Origin of the sequence: Mycolicibacterium phocaicum, from assembly GCF_010731115.1 — a bacterium.
In the GTDB taxonomy this organism is placed as follows: Bacteria; Actinomycetota; Actinomycetes; order Mycobacteriales; family Mycobacteriaceae; genus Mycobacterium; species Mycobacterium phocaicum.
In genome coordinates this window covers 670989-691773 of sequence record NZ_AP022616.1, presented here as the reverse complement: position 1 = coordinate 691773, position 20785 = coordinate 670989, and the positions used below count along the sequence as shown (strand labels likewise).

Sequence of the window (20785 nt, the reverse complement as noted above, 5' to 3'; positions counted from 1 at the left end):
CGTTGCGGACCGCCACGACTCCGGACGATTCGCCATGCGGCTCGGCTCAGCGAAGGTGCCGACTTCGTTCGACCCCGGTCTCGATCCAAGCGATGTGCGCCGGTCGCCGTGTCATACGATCGGTCAGGCCCGGCGCCAATCCACCGAGCTTGCCCGCCAAGCGAACCGGGAACCGGGCGGCGTCCACCTCACCGCGGTCCTTCTCGATGGCAGCGATCACGGCACGCGCCACGGCGACGGATGACACACCCTTCATGCCAGGCGGCAACGGGATCCCGAAATCGGCGAGCATGCCGGCATCGTTGATCGCTTCCGGGAAGACCGCAGATGCGCTCACCCCCGAGCCGTGTAAATCGCCGCGAAGTGCCCCACAAAACCCGCGTAACCCAAACTTCGCGGCTGAGTAAACAGACTGGCGCACGCTCGGGACCTTGCCTGCCATGGACGAAATGTAGACGAAGTGGCCATGTCGACGTTCCAACATCGCGGGGAGGAGCTGCTGCGTCATCAACATAGGCACGCGCAGGTTCACGTCGAGAGCACGGTCGACCTGTTCGGGCGTGAAATCGTCGAGTCGGCCGGCCGCAGGGAGCGCCGCGTTGAAGACCACGATGTCTGTTTGCACCAGCCTGGTGACGAGTCCGGAGACCTGCTTTCGGTCCGCCAGATCACAGACGATGACATCGGCGCCATTCAACTCCGTCGACAACTTCCTGAGCGATTCTTCGCGTCTGGCGGTGAGTATCACGCGAGCGCCCCGAGCATGCATAGCTCTGGCAATGGCACCGCCCAGACCACCGGAAGCGCCGGTCACGACTGCTTCAGCACCGTCAATCTCCATTACAACCCCCGGCCGCTCGACTCGATCCGCATGACCTGGCCAGCAGGTCGACGAGCTCGACCGGATGCGACAGCATCGCCATGTGGCCGCCGGACATGACCTCGGGCTCGATCCCGAGACGGTCAGCGACGACGCCCCGCATGAATCGCTCCGGGAAGAACCGGTCGTCACGGAACAGGATGAACCGCGTCGGAATCTGTGGAAGTGCTTCCGCGGGCCACGGTTTCAGCGACGGGGTCTCGGATTGCGTGCGCTCGATCTCCTCCCCGACCACCGCCGGATCGACACCGTTGTAGTACAGCGCGACGGCGTCGGCGATGTCGTATCCACCCGCGGCAGCCGCTTCCCGTTGCGCGGCAACACATCCGGTGGCGCTCCACCAATCGCCGGGGCATTCACCCGGGCGGGGAACCATCGCCGACACGTAGATCAACTCTGCCGCACCGACCCGCGGACACGCCAGCGCTCCGGTGAAGCCGCCGAACGAATGGGCCACGACCACAGGCGGTTCGCCGTCACCGTGTGCGTACGTCGCGACCACGTCGGCATACACGTCCAGGTCGGCCGAGTCATCGGCGCACGGCAGGTCGACCGCGACGCCACGATGCCCGCGAACAGCCAACTCGCGCACCACAAATCGCCAGTAGGACGGATCGCAACCGCCACCCGGAACGAGCAGGAACGTGCTCACAGCCTTCCGACGACGAAAGTCGCGGCTTGGTCGGCCATTCCGTTCGACCCGTAGGTGATGTGGGCAAACGACGGCCCACCGGCAGGCGCCCCGTTGCAGATGGTGTCGTCGGGCACGCACAACTCGATCGTCTTGGCCACGTATGCGGGTCCGATGGCGATCGGTGGCGCGCCGATGTCCGTCATGAACTGGGTCGAAGGCTTCCCGAACAGCACAAGTGCCGCAACGTGGTTGGCGACCGCCGGCGGCATCGGCTTGGGCGCATACCAGCTGTACTCCGCCAGATCCGCCGGGATCTCCTTCGGCAGCGCGTTCGCGGTCGTGAATCCCGAAACCACCGCGCCCTGGGAATATCCACCGAGGACGATCCTGGTCTTCGGGCAGTTCGCCGCGGTGGCCTCGACGTGCGTGGCGGCGTCCTTGACCCCGTCGACGACGCTCTGCACGAAATCCAGACGATTCCCGAAGTCGCTGCTGGCCGCATAGTTCACCGGATACACCGCGACCGACTTGTTCCCCGCCTGCGCCTGCAGCGCGTCGACCAACGCGCGGCCGGCCATCCCGACACCCGGCGGTTCGCTGGTGCCGCGGGCGAACACCACCTCGACATCGGGGCAGGGATCAGCGGACGCGGGTGGTGCCGGGGCACTCACGAAGGCGGAAGCGACGACCGTGGCGACCCCGGCGAGGTGGGGTAACCGCTTGGCTTGGAACAGCTCGATGACGTCCATATCAGCTCCAGCTAACTACGACCGGCGTTTTCCATGCTGACACACAGCAGACGGCGGGCGATAGCCGCCGGCCGCAGGAATCTGCCAAGAATCCGCCAAGGGCGGCGTCTCACCATTACCGAACCAGCGAGAGGGAGACACCATGATCACCACCATCAAAAAGGCCGCGGGCACGGCGCTGCTGTCGGGCGGCCTGACGCTCATCGGTTTCGGACTGGCTTCGGGCACGGCCCAGGCGTTCAATCCGCAGCCGGAACCGCCGACCAAGCCGGTGACTGTCGGCCATCCGCAGGTCACCAATCCTGGCGTGATCCACGGCTTCAACCCGCAGCCTGATCCCCCGGGCCGGCCGGTCGCCGCAGGGATCCGCAGCTGTGACGGCTCGGTGTAGCAGTCAGGTGACGGTCAGCGTGTCCCCGCTGACCGTCACCGTCTTCGGAGCCAGCGGCTCGTCCGCCGGACCCTTCACAACGGCGCCGTCCGCGATACTGAATGTGCTTCCGTGACAAGGACAGTCGATGGTGCCGTCGGCGACCTTCGACACCGTGCACTGCTTGTGTGTACACACCGCGCTGAACGCCTTGAACTCGCCGGCCTTCGGCTGAGTGACGACGACTTTCGCCTCCGGGAGAACCACGCCGCCGCCCACCGGTACCTCAGCAGTCTTCACCGATGGAGACGCGGCCTTGGACTCACTGCTCGCGGACTGGCCGCCCGACGGCGGCGCCTCTTTACCGCCGCAGGCGGCAACCACCATCCCCGCACCGACAGCACCCGCGCCGAGGAGTACCCCACGACGGCTCGGGTGCCCGGCCTCGATCATGCGAGGCTTACCGCCGGCCGCCGCCGTTGTACCCGGGCGAAGCGACTTCGCCTTCGGTGAGCTCGTAGGGCGGCGTGAACAAGCTCGGATCGTCCAGAGACGACTCCGGCGCATTGAACGGACCTTGTGCCGCCTCCGGAGCCGCGGGGCCGTCGGCCGGGGCCACGCAGGTGCCTTCGGAGGCGACCAGGCCGTCCGAGCACGTGAGTTCGTCGGCGTGCGCGAGCGGCATGCTGATCAAAGCCGCCACCGCGGATGCAACGCCAAACGTTGCTGCCCCCATTGACATGCGAGCGAATCGCGTCGTCGTTGCGCTCATTTCATACCCACTCTCCGGCGCTAACTGGTCCGGTGAAGGTAGCACCCTTGCGTCTGCTGTGAAGGTTCGTTTCGGCACTTGGGTCAATTGCTTTTACACACTGTTTTCACAGCAGACCATAGGCCTGCTCCAGCGCCACCAACGCCTCGCCGGTCTTTATTGCCAGCTTCTGCATGTGCGGCATCGAGTCGCGGCAGCCGGTGAAGCCGAAATTCAAAGTGCCCGAGTAGCTTTGGCAGGTGATGTTCAGGCCGACGCCGTGGACGGGTATGGACACCGGATAGGTGGACACGAGCTCGTTGCCCCGGAAGTACAGCGAATAGTCGGGCCCGGGCACATTCGACAAGATGACGTTGTAGGACGCCGGGGCCACCTTCGGGGCACCCACGGTCGCCGCCCCGGTCTGCACGAGGAACGGCGCCATCAGCGCCGCGGTGTAGGCGAGAATCGCCGTACTGGTCATTCCCGACAATTGGTCCTTGGCCGCTTTCGTCGACGCGCTGATGGTTTCGATCCGCTCGCGGGCGTCGGCGAGGTCGGTACCGAGGGTTGCGAGTATGGCGCCGACGGCGTTGCCGCCGCCGGGATCGTCTTTCGGCCGAATGTTGACCGGCAGCATGGCAATCAGCGATTTCTCGGGCAGTGCGTCGAGTCCGAGGAGATAGTCACGCAGTCCACCGCCGCAGATCGCGAGCGCGACATCGTTGAGGGTGGCGCCCGCCGCATCGGCGACGGCCCGCAAGCGTGCGATGTCGTACTGCTGTGTGGCGAACCGCCGGCTCCGGCCGATGCGGCCGTTGAAGATGGTGTGCGGCGCCCGGCCCGGGCCGACAAGCGGATTGCTCCTGCTGACGGCGGTCACCGCCAGCTTGGCGAACGCGGCAGGCAGATCGATGACGGTCGACAACTCCGAGGTGATGGACCGCAGCAGCCCGCCGATGTCGGGAATGAGGCCGCTGTCCTTCTCGTCCTTCTTGCGCTCCCGCTTCGGCACCGGGTTCCGGAAGAACAACGGGGTGTCGGTATCGGACGGGTCGGTCGACATCGACCGGATCAGCGTCTTCATCGCCGTATAGCCGTCGACGAGTGAATGGTGCATCTTCACGTACAACGCGACGTTGCCGTCGTCGAGGCCCTCGATGATGTGCAGTTCCCAGGGCGGTCGCGTCAGGTCCAGCTGCCGAGCGTGCAAGCGGGAGATCAGGATTCCCAGTTCGCGCTGATCGCCGGGACGGGGCAACGCAGACCGTCGGACGTGATACATGACGTCGAACTTCGGGTCCTCGACCCAGCGCTGCAGCGGATTCAGCAGGAACCATGGCGTCTGCAGCTTCATGTTCCACGGTGGCTCGATCTCGTTGGACCCGTAGATTTCGTCGCGCAGCAGATTCAGGATGTCCCCGGCGTCGCCCGATGTCGGACGGAACTGCATGAGCCCGGCCACATGCATCATCGTCTCGGGAGATTCGGCCGCCAGGAACATCGAGTCGAGCGGGGACAGTCGTCTGCTGGTCACCCGGGTGAACTTACTGCGGTCACCGCGCGAACACGCCGCCTTCGACGAGGATCGTGGTCCCGACGGCAATCAGCACCACCGGCAGGATGAGGTGTCCCCACCGCGTGAACGTGTCGGCGACGACGCGGTGGGCGGCGAAGTATCGGCCGACGACGCACCAGACCCCGACCCCGACGAGAAACACCGTCACGTACAACGCGACCGTGCCTGCCGTGGCGACCGCGAACATCGGCACGTAGACACCGACGTTGTCGCCGCCGTTCGCGAACGTCACACCGGCGACCTGCCAGACACCCGGAGCGCACGGTGCCGGCCCGCCCTCACCATCCGGCGGTTCGCCGCCCCGGCGCCGCCACGCCACCCAAGCGGCCCTGAGCCCCAACATGATCGGCAGCAGGCCGAGATAGGGCAGCACGCCAGCCGGCAGCAGTGCCGCACCCGCAAGCGCGGTACATACGGACACCGCCACGATGGCCACGAAACCCAGGTACTGCCCGGCGATCACCCGCATGGCCGCGCTGCGGTGGCCACGCGCCTGGCCGAAGAACACGGCGAGCACCACAAGGTCGTCGATGTTGGTGACGGCGAAGGTCGCGATGGCTTGGGTGATCGTGGCCAGGCTCATCGGTGTGGAGATTACGGGACGCCGCCCGCGCCCGAAGCGCAGAGTTCGCCTGCCAGCTACCTGGACGACGCCGGCCCATGACACAGTGCCCGCGTGACCGTCGACGCGGCAGGTGGCCTGCAGCGCGCCGTCGACAGCTTCCACCGTGGCTGCGAACTGGTCGTCAGCCGGTTGCCCTTCGGGCTCAAATCGGTTGTCGCTCCGACGTTCCTGGGCTTCGCAGTGATCAACGGCGGCACGTTCGCGATCGACCTGTTGTTGCTGACCGCATTGCGGGACGGGTTGGGATCGCCACTGGCGGTGGCGGTCACGGTGTCGTACGGGTGCGCGTTCGGGCTGAGCTACGTGCTGAACCGAACCTTCAACTTCAGTTCGCACAGCGCGGTCGGCCCGCAGCTCGCCATCTACGTCGTGGTGGTCGCGGTCAATTACCTTGCCTTCATCCTGGGCGTCTCGACCGGATTGTCGGCCCTCGGCGTCGAGTACCACATCGCCCGGATTGTCTCGGGAGGTTGCGAGGCGGTGTACATGTACGCCGCGATGCGCTGGGTGGTATTCCGGCCGTGACCTGCGTCTCATGGCATGCGAGAATGCTGCAACGGTGTTAATTTTCGTGGTCAATGTTGTACTGAGGCGCCAAAACGGGGGTAGTCGGGGACGGCAGGGCCTACACACGCGCCGGCGAGAATCTCCCGCTCAACGCCGCCATCACCGCCGCTGACTGATCAGCGAAACCCCAAGCAAGTCACCACCGCGACAGCGTCGCGCCAATGGTGGTGCGCTGCGTATCCATCGGATCCCCGTACACAGATTGGAAACTGCCCCGTGGCCGGCCTGAACCGCTGCAGTGCAATAGGTTTCGTCGTCGCACTCTCTATGACGATCAGTGTGCAGCCGTCGGCGACGGCATCGGACGAAAGCCCCGGCGTCACCTTCTACCTGCAGGGCACCTGCCTGTGCGACGTGTCGCCGACCTCCCAGGAGGCCCTCGGACTGGCCGACGGATACCTGGATTCCAGCGGAACCATCCATGGCATCGGGTACCCCGCCGGCCTCCTGTTCGCCGCGGACGCCGTTATCGGGACCGCGAAGGTGGACGCAACCCTCGCCACGGTTCCCGACGGCGCCGGCGTCACCCTCGCCGGTCTGAGCCAGGGCGCCATCGTCCTGAACTACGTGAAACTCGCCCAGTCGCTGCGGGATTCGTTCGGTGGGCGCCGTGCGGACAATCTGCAGTTCGTGACCTTCGGCGACCCGCAGAACACCACAGGCGGTATCACCACCAAGAATCGGGCACTGCAACTGTTCGCGCCGAACGTGCCCCGGGCAAGCGCCTACCCCACCACCGAGATCGTTCGCGAATACGACGGCTTCTCCGATTGGCGGGACAAACCAACGCGTCTGGCCGTCCTCAACGCCGTCATGGGAATCGGATTCGTGCACACCGATTACGGGTCGGCAGCCAACCCGGCGACACCGGGAACGCTCAAGACCGTCCGCACCAACGCCGCCGGCGGCACCATCACGCATTACGTGGTGCCCACGGCCCGGCTGCCGCTCACGCAACCGTTGCGTGATGCCGGGCTGAACACGTCCCTCATCGACGCGCTGCTCCGACCGCAGATCGACCGCGCCTACGTCCGCCGCCCGGAGGTCGCGCCGCGCGATCCCGCTCCCCGACCGTCGATCGCCACCCTGGCGGCAAGGGCCCACAAACCACCGACCCTCAAGCCGTCGGCACTGAAACCGACGGCCGCGAAACCATCTGCTGCCAAGGATTCTGGCAGCGCAAAAGAAGACAAAGAGAAAGCACCGAAACCTCAGCGGGGGTTCGGTTTTCGGAAATCTCGCCGCGGCGGGGAATCGAGGAGGTAATTCGCATGTGGATCAAGACGCAGACCGTGACGCTGTCTGTGGTGTGCTCGGCCGCGGTCGTGGTCACCAGTGCCGCACCGGTTCTCCCGACGACGCACCCGACGACGCACCCGACGACGGTGCACAGCGCCGAGTACCGGTACGCGCTCACGGCCGCGACCATCGATGCCGCGTTCAACCCGATTCGGTACGCCGGCAACCTCGGAGGTGCGGCCCAGGCCGTCGCCACCGACGTAATCTACTGGCAGACACCGGACTTTCCGCTGCTGGTGCTGAGCGCGCAGGTCGATCAGAGCACCGGTGAGCACGAGGCCGTGCAGAAGGTGACGTCGACGACGGCGCACCTGCAGAGTCTGGTCAGCACGGTCACCGACTTCCCCGGCGCCGCGTCGTCACCCCAGGTCCGGCAGTTGGTCAGCGGAATTGGACAGGCAGGCGCCGCTGCCGCCGGTGCCACCAAGACCGTGACGGCCACGCTGGCTCCCCACCTCGCGCCGCTGACCCCGGTGATCTACGTCGTCAGGGTGGCAAGAGCAGCGGTCGGCGTCTACTACGCCGTCGCCACCCTGTCCACCACGGGCGTCGGTTCTGTCCTCAGTGGGCATAATCCGTTGACGGCCGTCGCCAACGTCGTGTCCTCGGTCCAGGGTCTGGCGAATGTCCTCACTCACGCGCCGCGGCCGACCGCGGCGGTCGCGACCCGCTCCACTGCCGAGCCGCGCGCCACCGCCGAATCAACCAGCACAGCATCGAAACCCACCGCTGCCGATGTCACCGGGAAGCGGTCTGGCAAGGCCACCAAATCGGAAACGAAGCAGGACGATTCGTCGGTAACCACGGCGCAGAAGTCTGGGACCAGCAAGCCGGCCAAGAAGGCCAAGCGCGCGGCCAAGAGCGACGAGTCGACGACCAAGACGTCCGACAGCAAGACGTCCGACAGCAAGAAGTCCGAGTCCAAGCAGTCCGAGACCAAGGCGAAGGGCGACCACGGGCGGAGCAAGCACTGACCTTCGGGCGCGTGCGCTAGAACAGAGGTACGCGAGCGCAGCGACGAAGGGGATGCCCGCCATGGCGAAGACGCACCACTACGAACTCGATGTGACATGGATCGGCAACACCGGCACCGGAACCTCGGGCTACCGCGAGTACGACCGCGCACACGACGTCAGCGCCGACGGCAAGCCCACGATCGCCGGCAGTGCCGACCCCGCGTTCCGCGGCGACCCACAGCGCTGGAACCCCGAGGAGCTTTTGGTGGCCTCGCTGTCGCAGTGCCACATGTTGTGGGTTCTCGCGCTGTGCTCGCAGGAGGGCATCGTCGTCACCGGATACACCGACCAGCCGTCGGGCACCATGGCGCAAACCCCCGACGGCGGCGGGTACTTCACCGAGGTGGTGCTGCGTCCGGTTGTCGAGATCGCCGACGACCGGCACCGCGAGGCCCTCACGAGTGTCCACGAGCGGGCCCATCACCTGTGTTTCATCGCCAATTCCGTCAACTTCGATGTCCGGTGCGAAGCACAGGTGAGCGTCGCCGAATCGGCGTGACCCACGGTGCCCCCGTGGGAAAATGGCGCATGACCATCAAGCTCGACGCACTCGATTCCGCGCTGCTGTCGGAGCTGGCCGCCGATCCGCGGACGCCGATTCTCGAGTTGGCGTCGCGGCTGAAGGTCGCCCGCAACACCGTGCAGGCGCGCATGAAGCGACTCGAGGAATCCGGCCTGGTCCGCGGCTACCCGCCCAACATCAACCTGTCGCAGCTCGGGTTCGCGGTACACGCGCTGGTCTTCATCGAGACCGACCAGACCAAGATGAACGCCATCATCGAAGCCTTGCAGGACGTCCCCCATGTGCTGGAGGTCCACGCCACGACGGGGCGGGCCGATCTGCTCGCCCGCATCGCCGCTCAGACGCAGGAAGAACTGCTCAGCGTCATCCAGCGGGTGCACCGGATCGACGGTGTCAAGCACTCCGAAACCATGCTCGCGATGGCGACACCCGTCGAATACCGATCGCTGCCTCTGGTGCAGCACGTGACACAACGTCGAACAAAATGATGCGTGCGTCACAGTGCGCCACGTCACAATTGAGCAGTCTGATCAATATTTTCGTCGACTGTTGACGTAGATCACCCACAGGAGCAGATTTCTCTGCACTGATTGCTAATAGTTCGCGTTAATGACTGGCGATCTGAGTGGCGGAAAGTGTGGAGGTTGTCGATGACCAGTGTCTTGTCCCGATCCGAACTCGCAGCGGCCGAACCCGCCGCGCCCTACGACCTCGATGACCGGTACCGCTCCGGCGCCGGCCCCGTCCTGCTGACCGGCGTTCAGGCCATCGCCCGCATGATGGTCGAGCAGCATGTCCGTGACCTGCGCGCCGGCCGCCGCGTCGCGACGTTCGTTTCCGGTTATCAGGGCAGCCCCCTCGGCGGCGTCGACAAGATGCTGCTGGGCATGCCGAGCGTCCTGACCGAACACGACGTCGTCTTCACCCCCGGGTTCAACGAGGAACTCGCGGCCACCTCGGTCTGGGGCAGCCAGACCGACCTGCCCGCCGGGAAGGCCACCCACGACGGCGTCATCGGTGTCTGGTACGGCAAGGGACCCGGCGTCGACCGCGCGACCGACGCGCTGCGCCACGCCAACATGTACGGCGTCAACCCCCGCGGCGGCGTGCTCCTGCTGGTCGGCGACGACCCGGCATCGAAATCGTCGACGGTGCCCGCCGTCAGCGAGCGGTCCCTCGCCGCTCTCGGCATCCCGGTCCTGTTCCCGCGCAACGCCGAAGAGATCATCACGATGGGCATGCAGGGTGTTGCACTGTCGCGCGCCTCGGGCTGCGTCGTGGCGATGAAGATCGTCGCCGACGTCGCCGACGGCGCCTGGACCGTCGACGCCGACGTCGCCGACATCGCGATCACCGCACCTGAAATCCTCTGGGACGGAAAGCGGTTCACCTACGTTCAGCGACCGATGGCGGCCCCGGCCGACAGCCTCATCGCCGAAGCCGACCTCTACGGTCCGCGCTGGGCGACCGTGCGCGCCTTCGGCGACGTCAACAACCTCGACGTCCTCGAAGTCGACCCGGCCCGCGCCACGATCGGCATCGCCGCCACCGGCACCACATTCGACGCGGTCCGCCAGGCGCTGCTCGACCTCGGAGTCGACGACGCGGCTCTGCACCGCGCCGGAATTCGCCTGCTGCGCATCGGGATGCCGTACCCCGTCGGCCAGCAGTCCGTCCGGGAATTCGCCCGGGGCCTCGAGCAGGTGATCGTGGTCGAGGACAAGACGGCCTTCATCGAGACCCAGGTCCGCGAAATCCTCTACGGCACTACCGGTGCCCCGCAGATCGTCGGAAAGCACGATGCCGCGGGCGCGCCGCTGTTCCCGCTCGGCGGCGAGTTGACCGCTGCACGCCTGCTCGCGCCGCTGCGCCGGGTACTGCGCGATCACGTTGAGCTCAAGCGCACGCCTCCCCCGCCGCTGTCGCTGGAAGTGTTGTCCGCCAAGCGAACCGCGTACTTCTGCAGTGGCTGCCCGCACAACCGGTCCACCGCGATCCCGGAGGGCTCCATCGGCGGCGGTGGCATCGGGTGCCACACCCTGGTCACCATGTCCGGCCGCAGTGACAGCGCCGTGGTGGGTCTGACGCAGATGGGTGGCGAAGGCAGCCAGTGGATCGGACAGGCCCCGTTCACCGATGTGCCGCACCTGTTCCAGAACGTCGGCGACGGCACCTTCTTCCACTCCGGACAGCTCGCGGTGCAGGCCTGCATCGCGGCCGGTGTCAACATCACCTACAAGCTGCTCTACAACGAAGTGGTCGCCATGACCGGCGCGCAGGACGTCGAAGGCGGGCTGGTCGTGGCGGGCCTCACCCACAAGCTGACGGCCGAAGGCGTCAAGCAGATCATCATCTGCGCCGACGAACCCAAGCGGCACAACAAGAAAGCCCTCGCCAAGGGCACGCTGCTGTGGCACCGCGACCGGCTCGACGAGGCACAGAAGGTGCTGCGGGAAATCCCGGGCGTCACCGTGCTCATCTACGACCAGCACTGCGCCGCCGACGCCCGCCGCCAGCGCAAGCGCGGCACCCTACCCACCCGCAACACCCGTGTGGTGATCAACGAAGCGGTCTGCGAGGGCTGTGGCGATTGCGGCACCAAGTCGAACTGCCTGTCCGTACAGCCGGTCGACACCGAATTCGGCCGCAAGACCAGGATCGACCAGACTTCCTGCAACACCGACTACACGTGCCTCGACGGCGACTGCCCGTCGTTCGTCACGGTCGAGCTGACCCCGGAGAAGAAGGGCCGCAAGACCTCCCGGCGTAAGGCTCCGGAGCCGCCGCGCGTCACGGATCCCGGATTCGGCGTGCCGACCGGCACCCAGAACGTCCTGCTGGCCGGCATCGGCGGCACCGGCATCGTCACGGTCAACCAGGTACTCGCGACTGCCGCACTGCGCGCCGGCTACGAAGTGGAGAGCCTCGACCAGATCGGCCTGAGCCAGAAGGCCGGACCGGTGGTGTCGCACCTGCGGTTCTCGACCAGCGCGCTCGAGCCGTCCAACCGGCTCACCTCGGGGAGCGCCGACTGCATCATCGCGATCGACCTGCTCACCGCGACCGACAACCGGAATCTGGCCTACGGCAGTGCCGAACGCACCATCGCGGTCGCTTCGACGAGCCAGACCCCGACCGGTGACATGGTGTACGACAAGTCCGTGGCCTACCCGGAGACCCAGTCGCTGCTGGACCGGCTGACCGCCGCCACCCGGACGCTTACCCACTTCGACGCCCTCGCCGCGGCACAGGCACTGTTCGGCAACACCGCGGCAGCCAACTTCCTGGTCGTCGGCGCCGCCTTCCAGAACGGCGGCCTACGCCTGCCCGAGGCCAGCATCGAGGAGGCCATCGGCATCAACGGTGTCGCGGTCGCCGCCAACGTGGCGGCGTTCCGCTGGGGCCGTGTCGCGGTCGCCGATCCGGCCGCGTTCGCCGCCGCCGTCGACGCCGCCCGCCCCAAGGCCGTGCCCGCGGTGGCGCGCCCGGAGCTGTTGGCCAGCACCACGTTCGACGGTGAGGTGCGCCGACTGGTCGAACTGCGAGCCGGCGAGCTGGTCGGTTACCAGAACGCCAAGGTCGCCCGGCGTTACGTCGAAACGGTTCAGGCCGTGTGGCAGCTGGAGCGCACCATCACCGACAACACCGCGTTCAGCGAGGCCGTCGCACGTGGGCTGCACAAGTTCACGGCCTACAAGGACGAGTACGAGGTCGCGCGGCTGCTGGTCGATCCGGCGTTCCTGGCCGACGTGCAGGCGCAGGTGCCCGGTGGGGAGAACCTCACCTACAAGCTGCATCCGCCCGTCCTGCGCGCCATGGGCCGCACGAAGAAGGTCGGCTTCGGACCGAAATCGCATGCGGCACTGAAGATGCTGGCCAAGGCCAAGGTGCTGCGCGGCACCAGGCTGGATCCGTTCGGCTACGCCCACGTCCGGAAAGTGGAGCGGCAGTTGCTGTCTCACTACACGGCGATGGTGCTGCGCCTCGCCGCCGAGCTGACCGTCGACAACTACGCCACGGCCGTCGAGGCCGCCGGACTGCCCGACATCGTCCGCGGCTACGAGGACGTCAAACTCGGCAACGTCGAGCTGTACTGGGCACGCCTGCGCGAGCTCGGCATCCCGGCCTGACCGGCCGCCACCCCAGATGTCCTGCCGCCACCCCTGCGGCAGTGTCAACCAGGCCGCCAAACATGCGGCAGCAGAAAGGAATCAGTAGTGACAGCTATGCCCACCCCCGCCGGAGTCTTCGGTCGCTCGCACAAGTTGAGCTCCCGCAGCCATGAGCAGGTCGTGTTCTGCGAGGACGCCGAGTCCGGCCTCAAGGCCATCATCGCCATTCACTCGACGGCGCTGGGTCCTGCCCTCGGCGGTTGCCGCATGTACCCGTACGCCGACGAGTTCGAGGCGCTCGAGGATGTCCTGCGGCTGTCGTGGGGCATGACGTACAAAGCCGCGGCGGCCGGCGTGAACCTGGGCGGCGGCAAATCGGTCATCATCGGCGATCCCACGAGCGACAAGAGCGAAGCGCTGTTCGCGGCCTTCGCGCGCTACGTCAACACCCTCGGCGGACGGTATGTCACCGCCGGCGACGTCGGCACCAACACCGACGATCTCGACATCATGGGTAAGTACACCTCGCACGTCACCGGCCGCAGCGCCGTCGCCGGCGGCTCAGGTGACAGCGCCCGCCTCACCGCACTGGGCGTTTTCAACGCCATGCGGGCCGGCGCCGAATCCGTCTGGGGCGCAGCCACGTTGGCGGGCCGGACCGTCGGTGTCGAGGGTGTCGGCAAGGTCGGCCGGGAACTCATCGCCCTGCTGCTCGCCGATGGCGCCGACGTATTCGCCACCGACGTGAACGACGCGGCACTGCAGCGCCTGTCGAGCGATCATCCCTCGGTGCGCGTCGTCAATTCAGTTGCCGACGCCCCGGTCGATGTCTATGCTCCGTGTGCCCTCGGGGCTACTCTGACGCCTATGAGCGCTCAAACCATCGAGGCGAAACTGGTCTGCGGTGCCGCGAACAACCAGCTCGCGACGCCCGACGTCGAGCTGTTGCTCGGCCGTCGCGGGATCACCTGGGTACCTGACTTCGTCGCCAACGCCGGCGGCCTCATCCAGGTCGCCGGTGAGCTGCACGGCGCGGACCGCGCTGCCGTCGAAGCCGACGTGACCCGCATCTTCGACCGCTGCCGCGACATCATCGCCTCCGCGAACGACGCGGGCATCAGCATCGGCGCCGCCGCGAACCTGTTCGCCGAACAGCGGCTCGACGGGGCCATCTGATGGGCGCCGGCGGCGGGCTTTTCCGCACCAAGTCGGTCGAGCAGTCGATCCGGGACACCGACGAACCCGATTCGAAGCTCCGCAAAGACCTGACGGCAAGGGATCTCACAGTTTTCGGCGTTGCCGTCGTCATCGGCGCCGGCATCTTCACCCTTACCGCTCAGACCGCGGGCAACATGGCGGGGCCGGCCGTGTCGGTCGCCTTCGTCATCGCGGCGATCACATGCGGGCTCACCGCGCTGTGCTACGCCGAGTTCGCCTCGACCGTGCCCGTCGCCGGCAGCGCCTACACCTACGCGTACGCCACCTTCGGCGAGCTGGTCGCGTGGATCATCGGCTGGGATCTTATACTCGAATTCGCGCTCGCGGTATCCGTTGTCGCCAAAGGCTGGTCGCAGTATCTCGGCCACGTGCTCGGCGGGACGGTGTCGCCCGTCGTGCACCTCGGGTCCGTCAAGTTCGACTGGGGTGCGCTGGTGATCATCGCCATCGTCGGCGTGCTGCTGGCGACCGGAACGAAGCTGTCATCGCGAGTTTCGGCCGTTGCCGTGGCGATCAAGCTCTCCGTGATCGTGCTGATCCTCGTCGTCGGCGCCACCTACTTCAAGGCCTCGAACCTGACGCCCTTCATCCCGGCGGCGCAGCCCTCGGCGAAGGCCGACGGTGTGCACCAGTCAATGCTGGCCTGGCTCACCGGAACTGGCGGAACGAGCTTCGGGTGGCTGGGCCTGCTGACCGCCGCCAGCATCGCGTTCTTCGCGTTCATCGGCTTCGACGTCGTCGCCACCGCGGCGGAAGAGACCCGCAACCCGCAACGCGACGTCCCCCGCGGCATCTTCGGCGCGCTGGCCATCGTCACCGTCTGCTACGTCGCGGTGTCCTTCGTACTCACCGGCATGGTGCCGTACACCCAGCTCCAAGGGGAGAATGCCACCCTCGCAACGGCATTCGCCCTCCACGGTGACACCTGGGCCAAGAACATCATCTCCATCGGCGCATTGGCGGGCCTCTCGACCGTCGTCATGGTGATGTTCCTCGGCCAGACCCGCGTCCTGTTCGCGATGTCCCGCGATGGCCTGCTCCCCAAGCGGCTCTCGCACACCGGCAAGCACGGCACCCCGGTGCGATTGACCGTCATCGTCGGTGTGGTGTGCGCGGTGCTGGCAGCGTTTGTGGACTTCGGCACGCTCGCGGGCATGGTCAACATCGGCACGCTGGTCGCCTTCATCCTGGTGGCGATCGGTGTGCCGATCCTGCGCCGGACCCGGCCGGATCTCAAGCGCGGCTTCCGCGTGCCCTTCGTCCCCGTGGTCCCGATCCTGGCTGCGCTGTCCTGCCTGTGGCTGATGCTGAACCTCGAAGTCGAGACGTGGCTGCGGTTCCTGATCTGGATGGCCATCGGCGTGGTGCTCTACTTCGTCTACGGCCGGTCGCATTCGATGATGGGACGACCGCGGCCCGAGGCGCACAAGCACCTCAACGTCACCCAGATCGCGGCGTGACGCTCAACTACACGTAACGCGAATCTCGAAGGGCTTGGTCACCATCACAGGCGGTAGCGCTGCCGTCACCCCGGTAGCGCTACCGCTGATGATGTACGTGTTGCCGTCCTTGGACGCGGTGGCCTGACCGCCCGACATGCCCTGCTGGTAACCGAGAATGACGCCGTTGACGTTGCCCAGGATCACCGAGTGCACGGTCGCGGCGTCGGGCGTCAACACCACCGCCACTCCGGAAACCTGCTGTCCGATTGCGATGTTGAAGTTGCCGACCGCGTTGGTGCACACCACATTTCCCGTGATCTTCTGGCGCGCCCCGTCAACGGTCACCTCGGCTTGACCCGGCGGTGGATTGCCGGTCGGAGGCTGGGCGGGCGAGGCCGTCGCGCTGGAGGCCGACGACGTCTTGGTCGTGCTGCTTGTGCTGCTGGTCGAGCTCGTCGTCTCCGACGACGGCTTGTCGTCGCTGCACCCGGCCAGCCCCAAGACGGCGGCCATGCCCACCGCACCGATCGCAACCTGTTGCCTCACCCTGGCACCCCTCTTGTCGTCGTCAACTTGACTTCATCAACATCTACGCCGTTGAACCGGCCGCCGCATTTCTTTTCTGAGATGCGACGGCCGGCTCGTTCCGGTGGCTACGGCAACCTGCCTACATCGGCATGAAATTGCCGAACCACCAGAAGCCCCAGCGCTCGATGGCCGGGCTCCACACCACGGATGCGCCCGGAGCCCACCACGGCGGGTTCGGTTGTACCGGAGCCCACGGCGGTGGAATGGCCGGCGGCACGTTCGGCTCGGCGGCCGCGACGCCGCTGCCCAGCTCGGTCGGCGACATTGTTGCGATACCGCCGGCGACACCGAACAGTCCGGCGGCCAGGCTCCCGGTCAGCGTCATCGTTGCGGTCAGTCATTTGATGGTCATTGCCTCGTCCTTGCCTTGACTGCATGGCCTCACGCGTCAAGGTCCGCGACGGATGCGGCATCGCATTCCTACCTGGCGAGCTTGCCCCGACCCCGAAAGAGCGGACCTGGCGCCTCAGGCAATTGGTGAATACCCCACGCCGGCAGCCATAAACGGACTGAGGTCAGTCGAGGCAGAACTCGTTACCCTCCACGTCCTGCATGACGATGCACGACTCGTTGATGTCATCGGCTGGCAGCAGCCGCACCCGCACCGCCCCGAGCGCGACGAGCCGCTCGCACTCCGTCTCGAGCGCCGCAAGGCGCTCGTCCCCGGCCAGCCCGGTGGCGACCCGCACGTCCAGATGCACCCGGTTCTTCACCGCTTTGCCTTCGGGAACGCGCTGAAAGAACAAGCGGGGCCCAATCCCCTCGGGATCGACGCAGGCGAACTTCGAACCTTGATGCTCGGATGGCAGCGCGCGATCGAAGTCGTCCCACGATGCGAATCCCGGCGGCGGCGCCGGCACCACGTACCCCAGCACGTCACACCAGAATCGCGCCACGCGCTCAGGTACCGCGCAGTCGAAGGTGACCTGAAACTTCCTGACTTCAGCCATCATTCACCTCAGCGGCCCAGATTGCGGAGGCCGGCGACGGTGTCGGCCAGTGTGATGCGCGGATCGCGGTAGGTGACACCGAGGTCGCGTTCGCTCGGGGTGTCGTCCGAGTCCGGCATCTGCGTGTAGTACTGCATCGCCGCTTCGGTGAACGGCGTCTGGAACGGTAGCAGCGGTCCCAGCCGATCAAGTACCTGACCGGCCATCCGCAGCACGGTGTCGGGAATCGGAACGGACAACATGGTCTTGTCACCGACCTCGCTCAGCAGCCGAGCCAGCTCGTCCACCGGAATGCGGTGGCCGCCCGCCATATAACGGCGGGGACCCTTGGCGGGCTCGAGCAACGCCGCGTGGAGATCGGCCAGGTCCCGACCGTCGACGACGGTCCACGCCGCACTACGTCCCGGAATCGCCCCGAGCTGAAGTGCCTGGGCCACACCTTCGCCGGCCTCGCCGAACTGGTCGCCGACCGGCGGACCCATGACCATGCCGGGATAGGTGATGTTCACCGGAGCCCCGGCGTCCTGCATGCCGCGGGCGTAGATCTCGACCTGCGCTTTGGACCGCCCATAGCCGTCGGTGCCGCCGAACACCGGAAGATCGGCCTCGAGCTTGTCGACATCGGGATTGAACAGCGCCGTGATGCTCGAGACGTGAATGATCGGATCGAGGCCCAGTTCCACGGCGCCGCCCAGCACATTTCGCGCACCGTCCATGTTGGTGCTCAGCATCTGCGCCGTCTGGTTCGGGTCGGTGGCGACCAGCGCCGCGGCGTGCAGCACCGCATCGCACCCGTCCAGCGCGCGCAGCACCGAGTCGCGATCGGTGATGTCGCCGACCACATGGTCAGAGACATCGACGCCCAATTTGGCAACACTGGTTTGCAGCCGAGACGCGTTGCGCACCAGGAAGCGGACCGAATGCCCCTTGTCCGCAATGGCTTTCGCACTCCAACCACCGACGAACCCGGTCCCGCCCGTGACCAGCACCCGCATGACGCCTACCCCCTCCGAAGTGAACTGTCGCTGCCCAGACGCTAGTACTTGCCATTACGCCGCAGGGTGGATCCGCGCGATGTAGACATCGCGGGTGAAGACGCGCAGCGCTTCGGGCCCTGGTGGTGCGGTGGAGGTGTAGACCGCGCCGGTCGGGGTGGTCAGGGTGACGGTGTGGCGGCCGTGCCGGTCGTATGTGGTGGCCGCGTGCCAGCCGGGTTCTTCTTTGACGTAGTTGCAGTGCGCGCATTGGCCTTGACCGTTGTGCACGCTGGTGGGGCCATGCTGCGCGTGCGGCCGGATGTGGTCGGTGTGCCGAATCCTGGCGTTGCAGTATGGGGTGCGGCAGATCTGATCGCGCAGCGCGATGAACCGGGCCAGGGCTTTCGGGAACGCCCGCGCGGTGGATTCCATCGCCACCAGCTTGTTGGTGCCGGGCTGGGCGTACAGGCGCCGCACCGCGGCCGCGCCCTGGGCATCGAGCGCGCCGGCCACGACGAGATCGCGGGCGATTTCGGCCGGGATCGGCCCATACCCCTCCAGATGCGCCGGTTCTGAGCCACCGGCGAGCAGGGTCTCATCGGAGAGCACCAGGTTCGCCGTCACCGGCACCGGCGACTGCACCGGGTTGCGGCCCGTGACCCGCTGCACCATCACGTCGGCCATGATCTGGTCGTGGGTGCGGCCCAACCCGGCCGGTACCGTCGTGCCCGGCAGTGTCGAGGCCAGCGTGCTCGCCGCCGCATCGGACAGCGCGGTATGCATGGCGCGGCCTTCGGCGGCCGGTAGCCGCACGCTCACGGTGGCCATGCCGTCAGCGGCGGGCCGGAACCGGACATGGCGCCCGGCCGGCGCGCGGCGCGCCCGCTGCACGATCGCCTCCTGATCGAGCCGGTAGGCGATCCGCTTGGCCTCGGCGGTGATCTCCGCATCACCTTTACCGTCGACGGTGGCGGGGTCGGCGCACAATTCGGCATCCAGCAGCCGGCGATCCAACACCGACAGGCATTCCGCCTCTTTGGTGATCAGCTCGGCCCGGTGCTCGGAGAGCACACCCGATTCCAACGCGGCCAGCGTGCACGGCATGTCTGCGACCAGGATGCGGGCCATCGCCATCAACCGCTCACCCCGATGCGGGGACTCGCGCCGCGCCAACCCGATCTCCGAGCCCAGCGCGGCCCGCGACACCCGCGGCCCACCCGCCGCGGCCGCCGCCACCCGCCGCGCCTCAAGTGCCGCCGCAATCCGAGCCTGCTCGGCCGCCGCACGCGCCTTGACCCGCTCGAGCTCCGCCATGCGACCCGACAACGCCGCCTCGTCGGCGTCGGGGTCCACCAAAGCTTCGCTCATACGTTCGAATGTACACCCTGCCCACGACAAGTACCGCCGACAGCGACTTTTCCTGTGGTGCTGCGTATCTCGCCGTCGGCAAGCGCCGCGGCCGTAGGCTGCCCACTGTGCACGTCGACGTGATGACAGTTCCGCAGCCTCTGGTCCAGATGGGCGCACTCGCCCAGCGCACGCAGGCAGCCGGATTCTCCGGTCTCCTCCTGACCGAGACCGGCCGCACCGCATATCTGAGCGCGGCGGTCGCATCCCAGGCCGCTCCCGGCCTCGAGCTGTCCACCGGTGTCGCCGTCGCGTTTCCGCGCAGTCCCTTCGTCACGGCGGCGTCGGCGTGGGAACTGCAGGAAGCCACCGGCGGCAGGTTCAGGCTCGGTCTCGGCACCCAGGTCCGGACGCACGTGGTGCGCCGCTACGGCATGCCCTTCGAACAGCCGGGCCCGCGACTGCGCGACTACGTGCGCGCCGTGAAGGCATGCTTCACGGCTTTCCGGACCGGCAAGCTCGACCATCACGGCGATTTCTACGACATGGACTTCATCACGCCCCAGTGGAGCCCCGGCCCCATCGATGCGCCCGATCCCAAGGTCGACATCGCCGCGGTGAACCCGTGGATGCTGCGCATGGCCGGTGAGGTCGCCGACGGCGTGCACATCCACCCACTCGGCGAGCCGGGCTACGTCGCCCGCCACGTGCTGCCCAACGTGGCTGCCGGCGCCGAGAAGGCGGGCCGCTCCCCTGCCGACATCGACACGATCATCCCGGCCATGACGATCGTCGGCGACACCGACGAGGAACGGCACAACGAACGCGAGTTCGTCCGCGCCAGCATGAGCTTCTACGGCAGCACGCCGAACTACGCGTTCATCTGGGACGAGGCCGGCTTCGAAGGCACCACGGCGCGCCTGCGGGAGAAGCAGAAAGCCGGCGACATGGCGGGCATGATGGCGCAGATCACCGACGACCACATCGCCGCGTTCGCCACCGAATCCACGTGGGATCACCTGGCGGACAAGCTAATCGCCAAGTACGAGGGCGTGGCCAGCCGCGTGGTCCTCTACAACGCGCTCGGCGGTTCCGACCGTTTCGAGCGGTACGGCGAGATCGCCCGGCGGTTGTCAGCGCGCTAGCGTCTGGAGGACT

22 protein-coding genes are annotated in these 20785 nt (G+C 66.9%); 10 read left to right on the top strand and 12 right to left on the bottom strand.

What is annotated here, in order from left to right; all coding sequences use genetic code 11:
* Positions 1-46: 46 nt before the first annotated feature.
* Genes G6N46_RS03365 through G6N46_RS03355 form a run of 3 tightly spaced genes read right to left on the bottom strand, consistent with a single transcriptional unit; the run spans position 47 to position 2263 of the window.
* A complete protein-coding gene (locus tag G6N46_RS03365; RefSeq protein ID WP_138249346.1) occupies positions 47-841 on the bottom strand; it encodes an SDR family NAD(P)-dependent oxidoreductase in 795 nt (264 codons plus the stop codon).
* A complete protein-coding gene (locus tag G6N46_RS03360) occupies positions 831-1532 on the bottom strand; it encodes an alpha/beta fold hydrolase (protein WP_138249347.1) in 702 nt (233 codons plus the stop codon). The genes G6N46_RS03365 and G6N46_RS03360 overlap by 11 nt, the downstream gene beginning before the upstream one ends.
* Positions 1529-2263, bottom strand: a complete 735-nt coding sequence (locus G6N46_RS03355; RefSeq protein WP_138249348.1) for a cutinase family protein — start codon at positions 2261-2263, stop codon at positions 1529-1531. The genes G6N46_RS03360 and G6N46_RS03355 overlap by 4 nt, the downstream gene beginning before the upstream one ends.
* 142 nt (positions 2264-2405) lie before the next feature.
* On the opposite strand from G6N46_RS03355, the gene G6N46_RS03350 reads away from it, so the two are divergent.
* Positions 2406-2654, top strand: a complete 249-nt coding sequence (locus G6N46_RS03350) for a hypothetical protein (protein ID WP_138249349.1) — start codon at positions 2406-2408, stop codon at positions 2652-2654.
* Between the two features lie 3 nt (positions 2655-2657).
* On the opposite strand, the gene G6N46_RS03345 is transcribed toward G6N46_RS03350, so the two are convergent.
* The 4 genes from G6N46_RS03345 to G6N46_RS03330 all read right to left on the bottom strand — a co-directional run bounded on the left by G6N46_RS03345 (position 2658) and on the right by G6N46_RS03330 (position 5546).
* Complete coding sequence (locus G6N46_RS03345; RefSeq protein ID WP_138249350.1) at positions 2658-3086, bottom strand: Rieske (2Fe-2S) protein; 429 nt, start codon at positions 3084-3086, stop codon at positions 2658-2660.
* 7 nt (positions 3087-3093) lie between these two features.
* A complete protein-coding gene (locus G6N46_RS03340) occupies positions 3094-3327 on the bottom strand; it encodes a hypothetical protein (RefSeq protein ID WP_138249351.1) in 234 nt (77 codons plus the stop codon).
* 184 nt (positions 3328-3511) lie between these two features.
* Entirely contained in the window at positions 3512-4921 is a 1410-nt protein-coding gene (locus tag G6N46_RS03335) for a WS/DGAT/MGAT family O-acyltransferase (RefSeq protein ID WP_138249352.1), read from the bottom strand.
* 19 nt (positions 4922-4940) lie between these two features.
* Positions 4941-5546, bottom strand: coding sequence for a cadmium resistance transporter (locus G6N46_RS03330; RefSeq protein ID WP_133427488.1), 606 nt, complete (start codon positions 5544-5546; stop codon positions 4941-4943).
* A gap of 93 nt (positions 5547-5639) precedes the next feature.
* Here G6N46_RS03330 and G6N46_RS03325 point away from each other — a divergent pair, with 93 nt between their 5' ends.
* The 8 genes from G6N46_RS03325 to G6N46_RS03290 all read left to right on the top strand — a co-directional run bounded on the left by G6N46_RS03325 (position 5640) and on the right by G6N46_RS03290 (position 15783).
* Positions 5640-6113, top strand: a complete 474-nt coding sequence (locus G6N46_RS03325) for a GtrA family protein (protein WP_133427487.1) — start codon at positions 5640-5642, stop codon at positions 6111-6113.
* 309 nt (positions 6114-6422) lie between these two features.
* The gene (locus G6N46_RS03320) at positions 6423-7421 is read left to right on the top strand and encodes a PE-PPE domain-containing protein (RefSeq protein ID WP_138249353.1); all 999 of its coding nucleotides are present in this window, start codon (positions 6423-6425) and stop codon (positions 7419-7421) included.
* Positions 7422-7426: 5 nt separating this feature from the next.
* On the top strand, positions 7427-8428 hold the full coding sequence (locus G6N46_RS03315; protein ID WP_138249354.1) for a hypothetical protein: 1002 nt from the start codon (positions 7427-7429) through the stop codon (positions 8426-8428).
* A gap of 61 nt (positions 8429-8489) precedes the next feature.
* Positions 8490-8969: an OsmC family protein gene (locus G6N46_RS03310; protein WP_138249355.1), complete on the top strand. Its 480-nt coding sequence runs from the start codon at positions 8490-8492 to the stop codon at positions 8967-8969.
* A 29-nt stretch (positions 8970-8998) separates the two neighbouring features.
* Positions 8999-9481, top strand: coding sequence for an Lrp/AsnC family transcriptional regulator (locus G6N46_RS03305; RefSeq protein ID WP_061001308.1), 483 nt, complete (start codon positions 8999-9001; stop codon positions 9479-9481).
* A 162-nt stretch (positions 9482-9643) separates the two neighbouring features.
* Positions 9644-13123: an indolepyruvate ferredoxin oxidoreductase family protein gene (locus tag G6N46_RS03300; RefSeq protein ID WP_138249356.1), complete on the top strand. Its 3480-nt coding sequence runs from the start codon at positions 9644-9646 to the stop codon at positions 13121-13123.
* 96 nt (positions 13124-13219) lie between these two features.
* The gene (locus G6N46_RS03295) at positions 13220-14281 is read left to right on the top strand and encodes a Glu/Leu/Phe/Val dehydrogenase dimerization domain-containing protein (protein WP_138249361.1); all 1062 of its coding nucleotides are present in this window, start codon (positions 13220-13222) and stop codon (positions 14279-14281) included.
* Complete coding sequence (locus G6N46_RS03290; RefSeq protein ID WP_061001305.1) at positions 14281-15783, top strand: amino acid permease; 1503 nt, start codon at positions 14281-14283, stop codon at positions 15781-15783. Before G6N46_RS03295 ends, G6N46_RS03290 begins: the two co-directional genes overlap by 1 nt.
* 3 nt (positions 15784-15786) lie before the next feature.
* On the opposite strand, the gene G6N46_RS03285 is transcribed toward G6N46_RS03290, so the two are convergent.
* The 5 genes from G6N46_RS03285 to G6N46_RS03265 all read right to left on the bottom strand — a co-directional run bounded on the left by G6N46_RS03285 (position 15787) and on the right by G6N46_RS03265 (position 19648).
* Positions 15787-16311: a lipoprotein LpqH gene (locus tag G6N46_RS03285; RefSeq protein ID WP_179967681.1), complete on the bottom strand. Its 525-nt coding sequence runs from the start codon at positions 16309-16311 to the stop codon at positions 15787-15789.
* 121 nt (positions 16312-16432) lie between these two features.
* Positions 16433-16678 (bottom strand): hypothetical protein, encoded by a 246-nt coding sequence (locus G6N46_RS03280; RefSeq protein WP_135356191.1) that lies wholly within the window; start codon positions 16676-16678, stop codon positions 16433-16435.
* A 190-nt stretch (positions 16679-16868) separates the two neighbouring features.
* Entirely contained in the window at positions 16869-17303 is a 435-nt protein-coding gene (locus G6N46_RS03275; protein WP_133427509.1) for a VOC family protein, read from the bottom strand.
* 8 nt (positions 17304-17311) lie between these two features.
* On the bottom strand, positions 17312-18298 hold the full coding sequence (locus G6N46_RS03270; RefSeq protein ID WP_133427480.1) for an NAD-dependent epimerase/dehydratase family protein: 987 nt from the start codon (positions 18296-18298) through the stop codon (positions 17312-17314).
* A gap of 54 nt (positions 18299-18352) precedes the next feature.
* Positions 18353-19648: an HNH endonuclease gene (locus G6N46_RS03265; protein WP_163692571.1), complete on the bottom strand. Its 1296-nt coding sequence runs from the start codon at positions 19646-19648 to the stop codon at positions 18353-18355.
* A 107-nt stretch (positions 19649-19755) separates the two neighbouring features.
* Between G6N46_RS03265 and G6N46_RS03260 the strand changes: the two genes are divergently transcribed.
* Positions 19756-20772 carry a TIGR03617 family F420-dependent LLM class oxidoreductase gene (locus G6N46_RS03260; RefSeq protein ID WP_138249392.1) on the top strand — a complete coding sequence of 339 codons (1017 nt, stop codon included), beginning with the start codon at positions 19756-19758 and terminating at the stop codon, positions 20770-20772.
* The last annotated feature ends 13 nt before the right edge of the window (positions 20773-20785 follow it).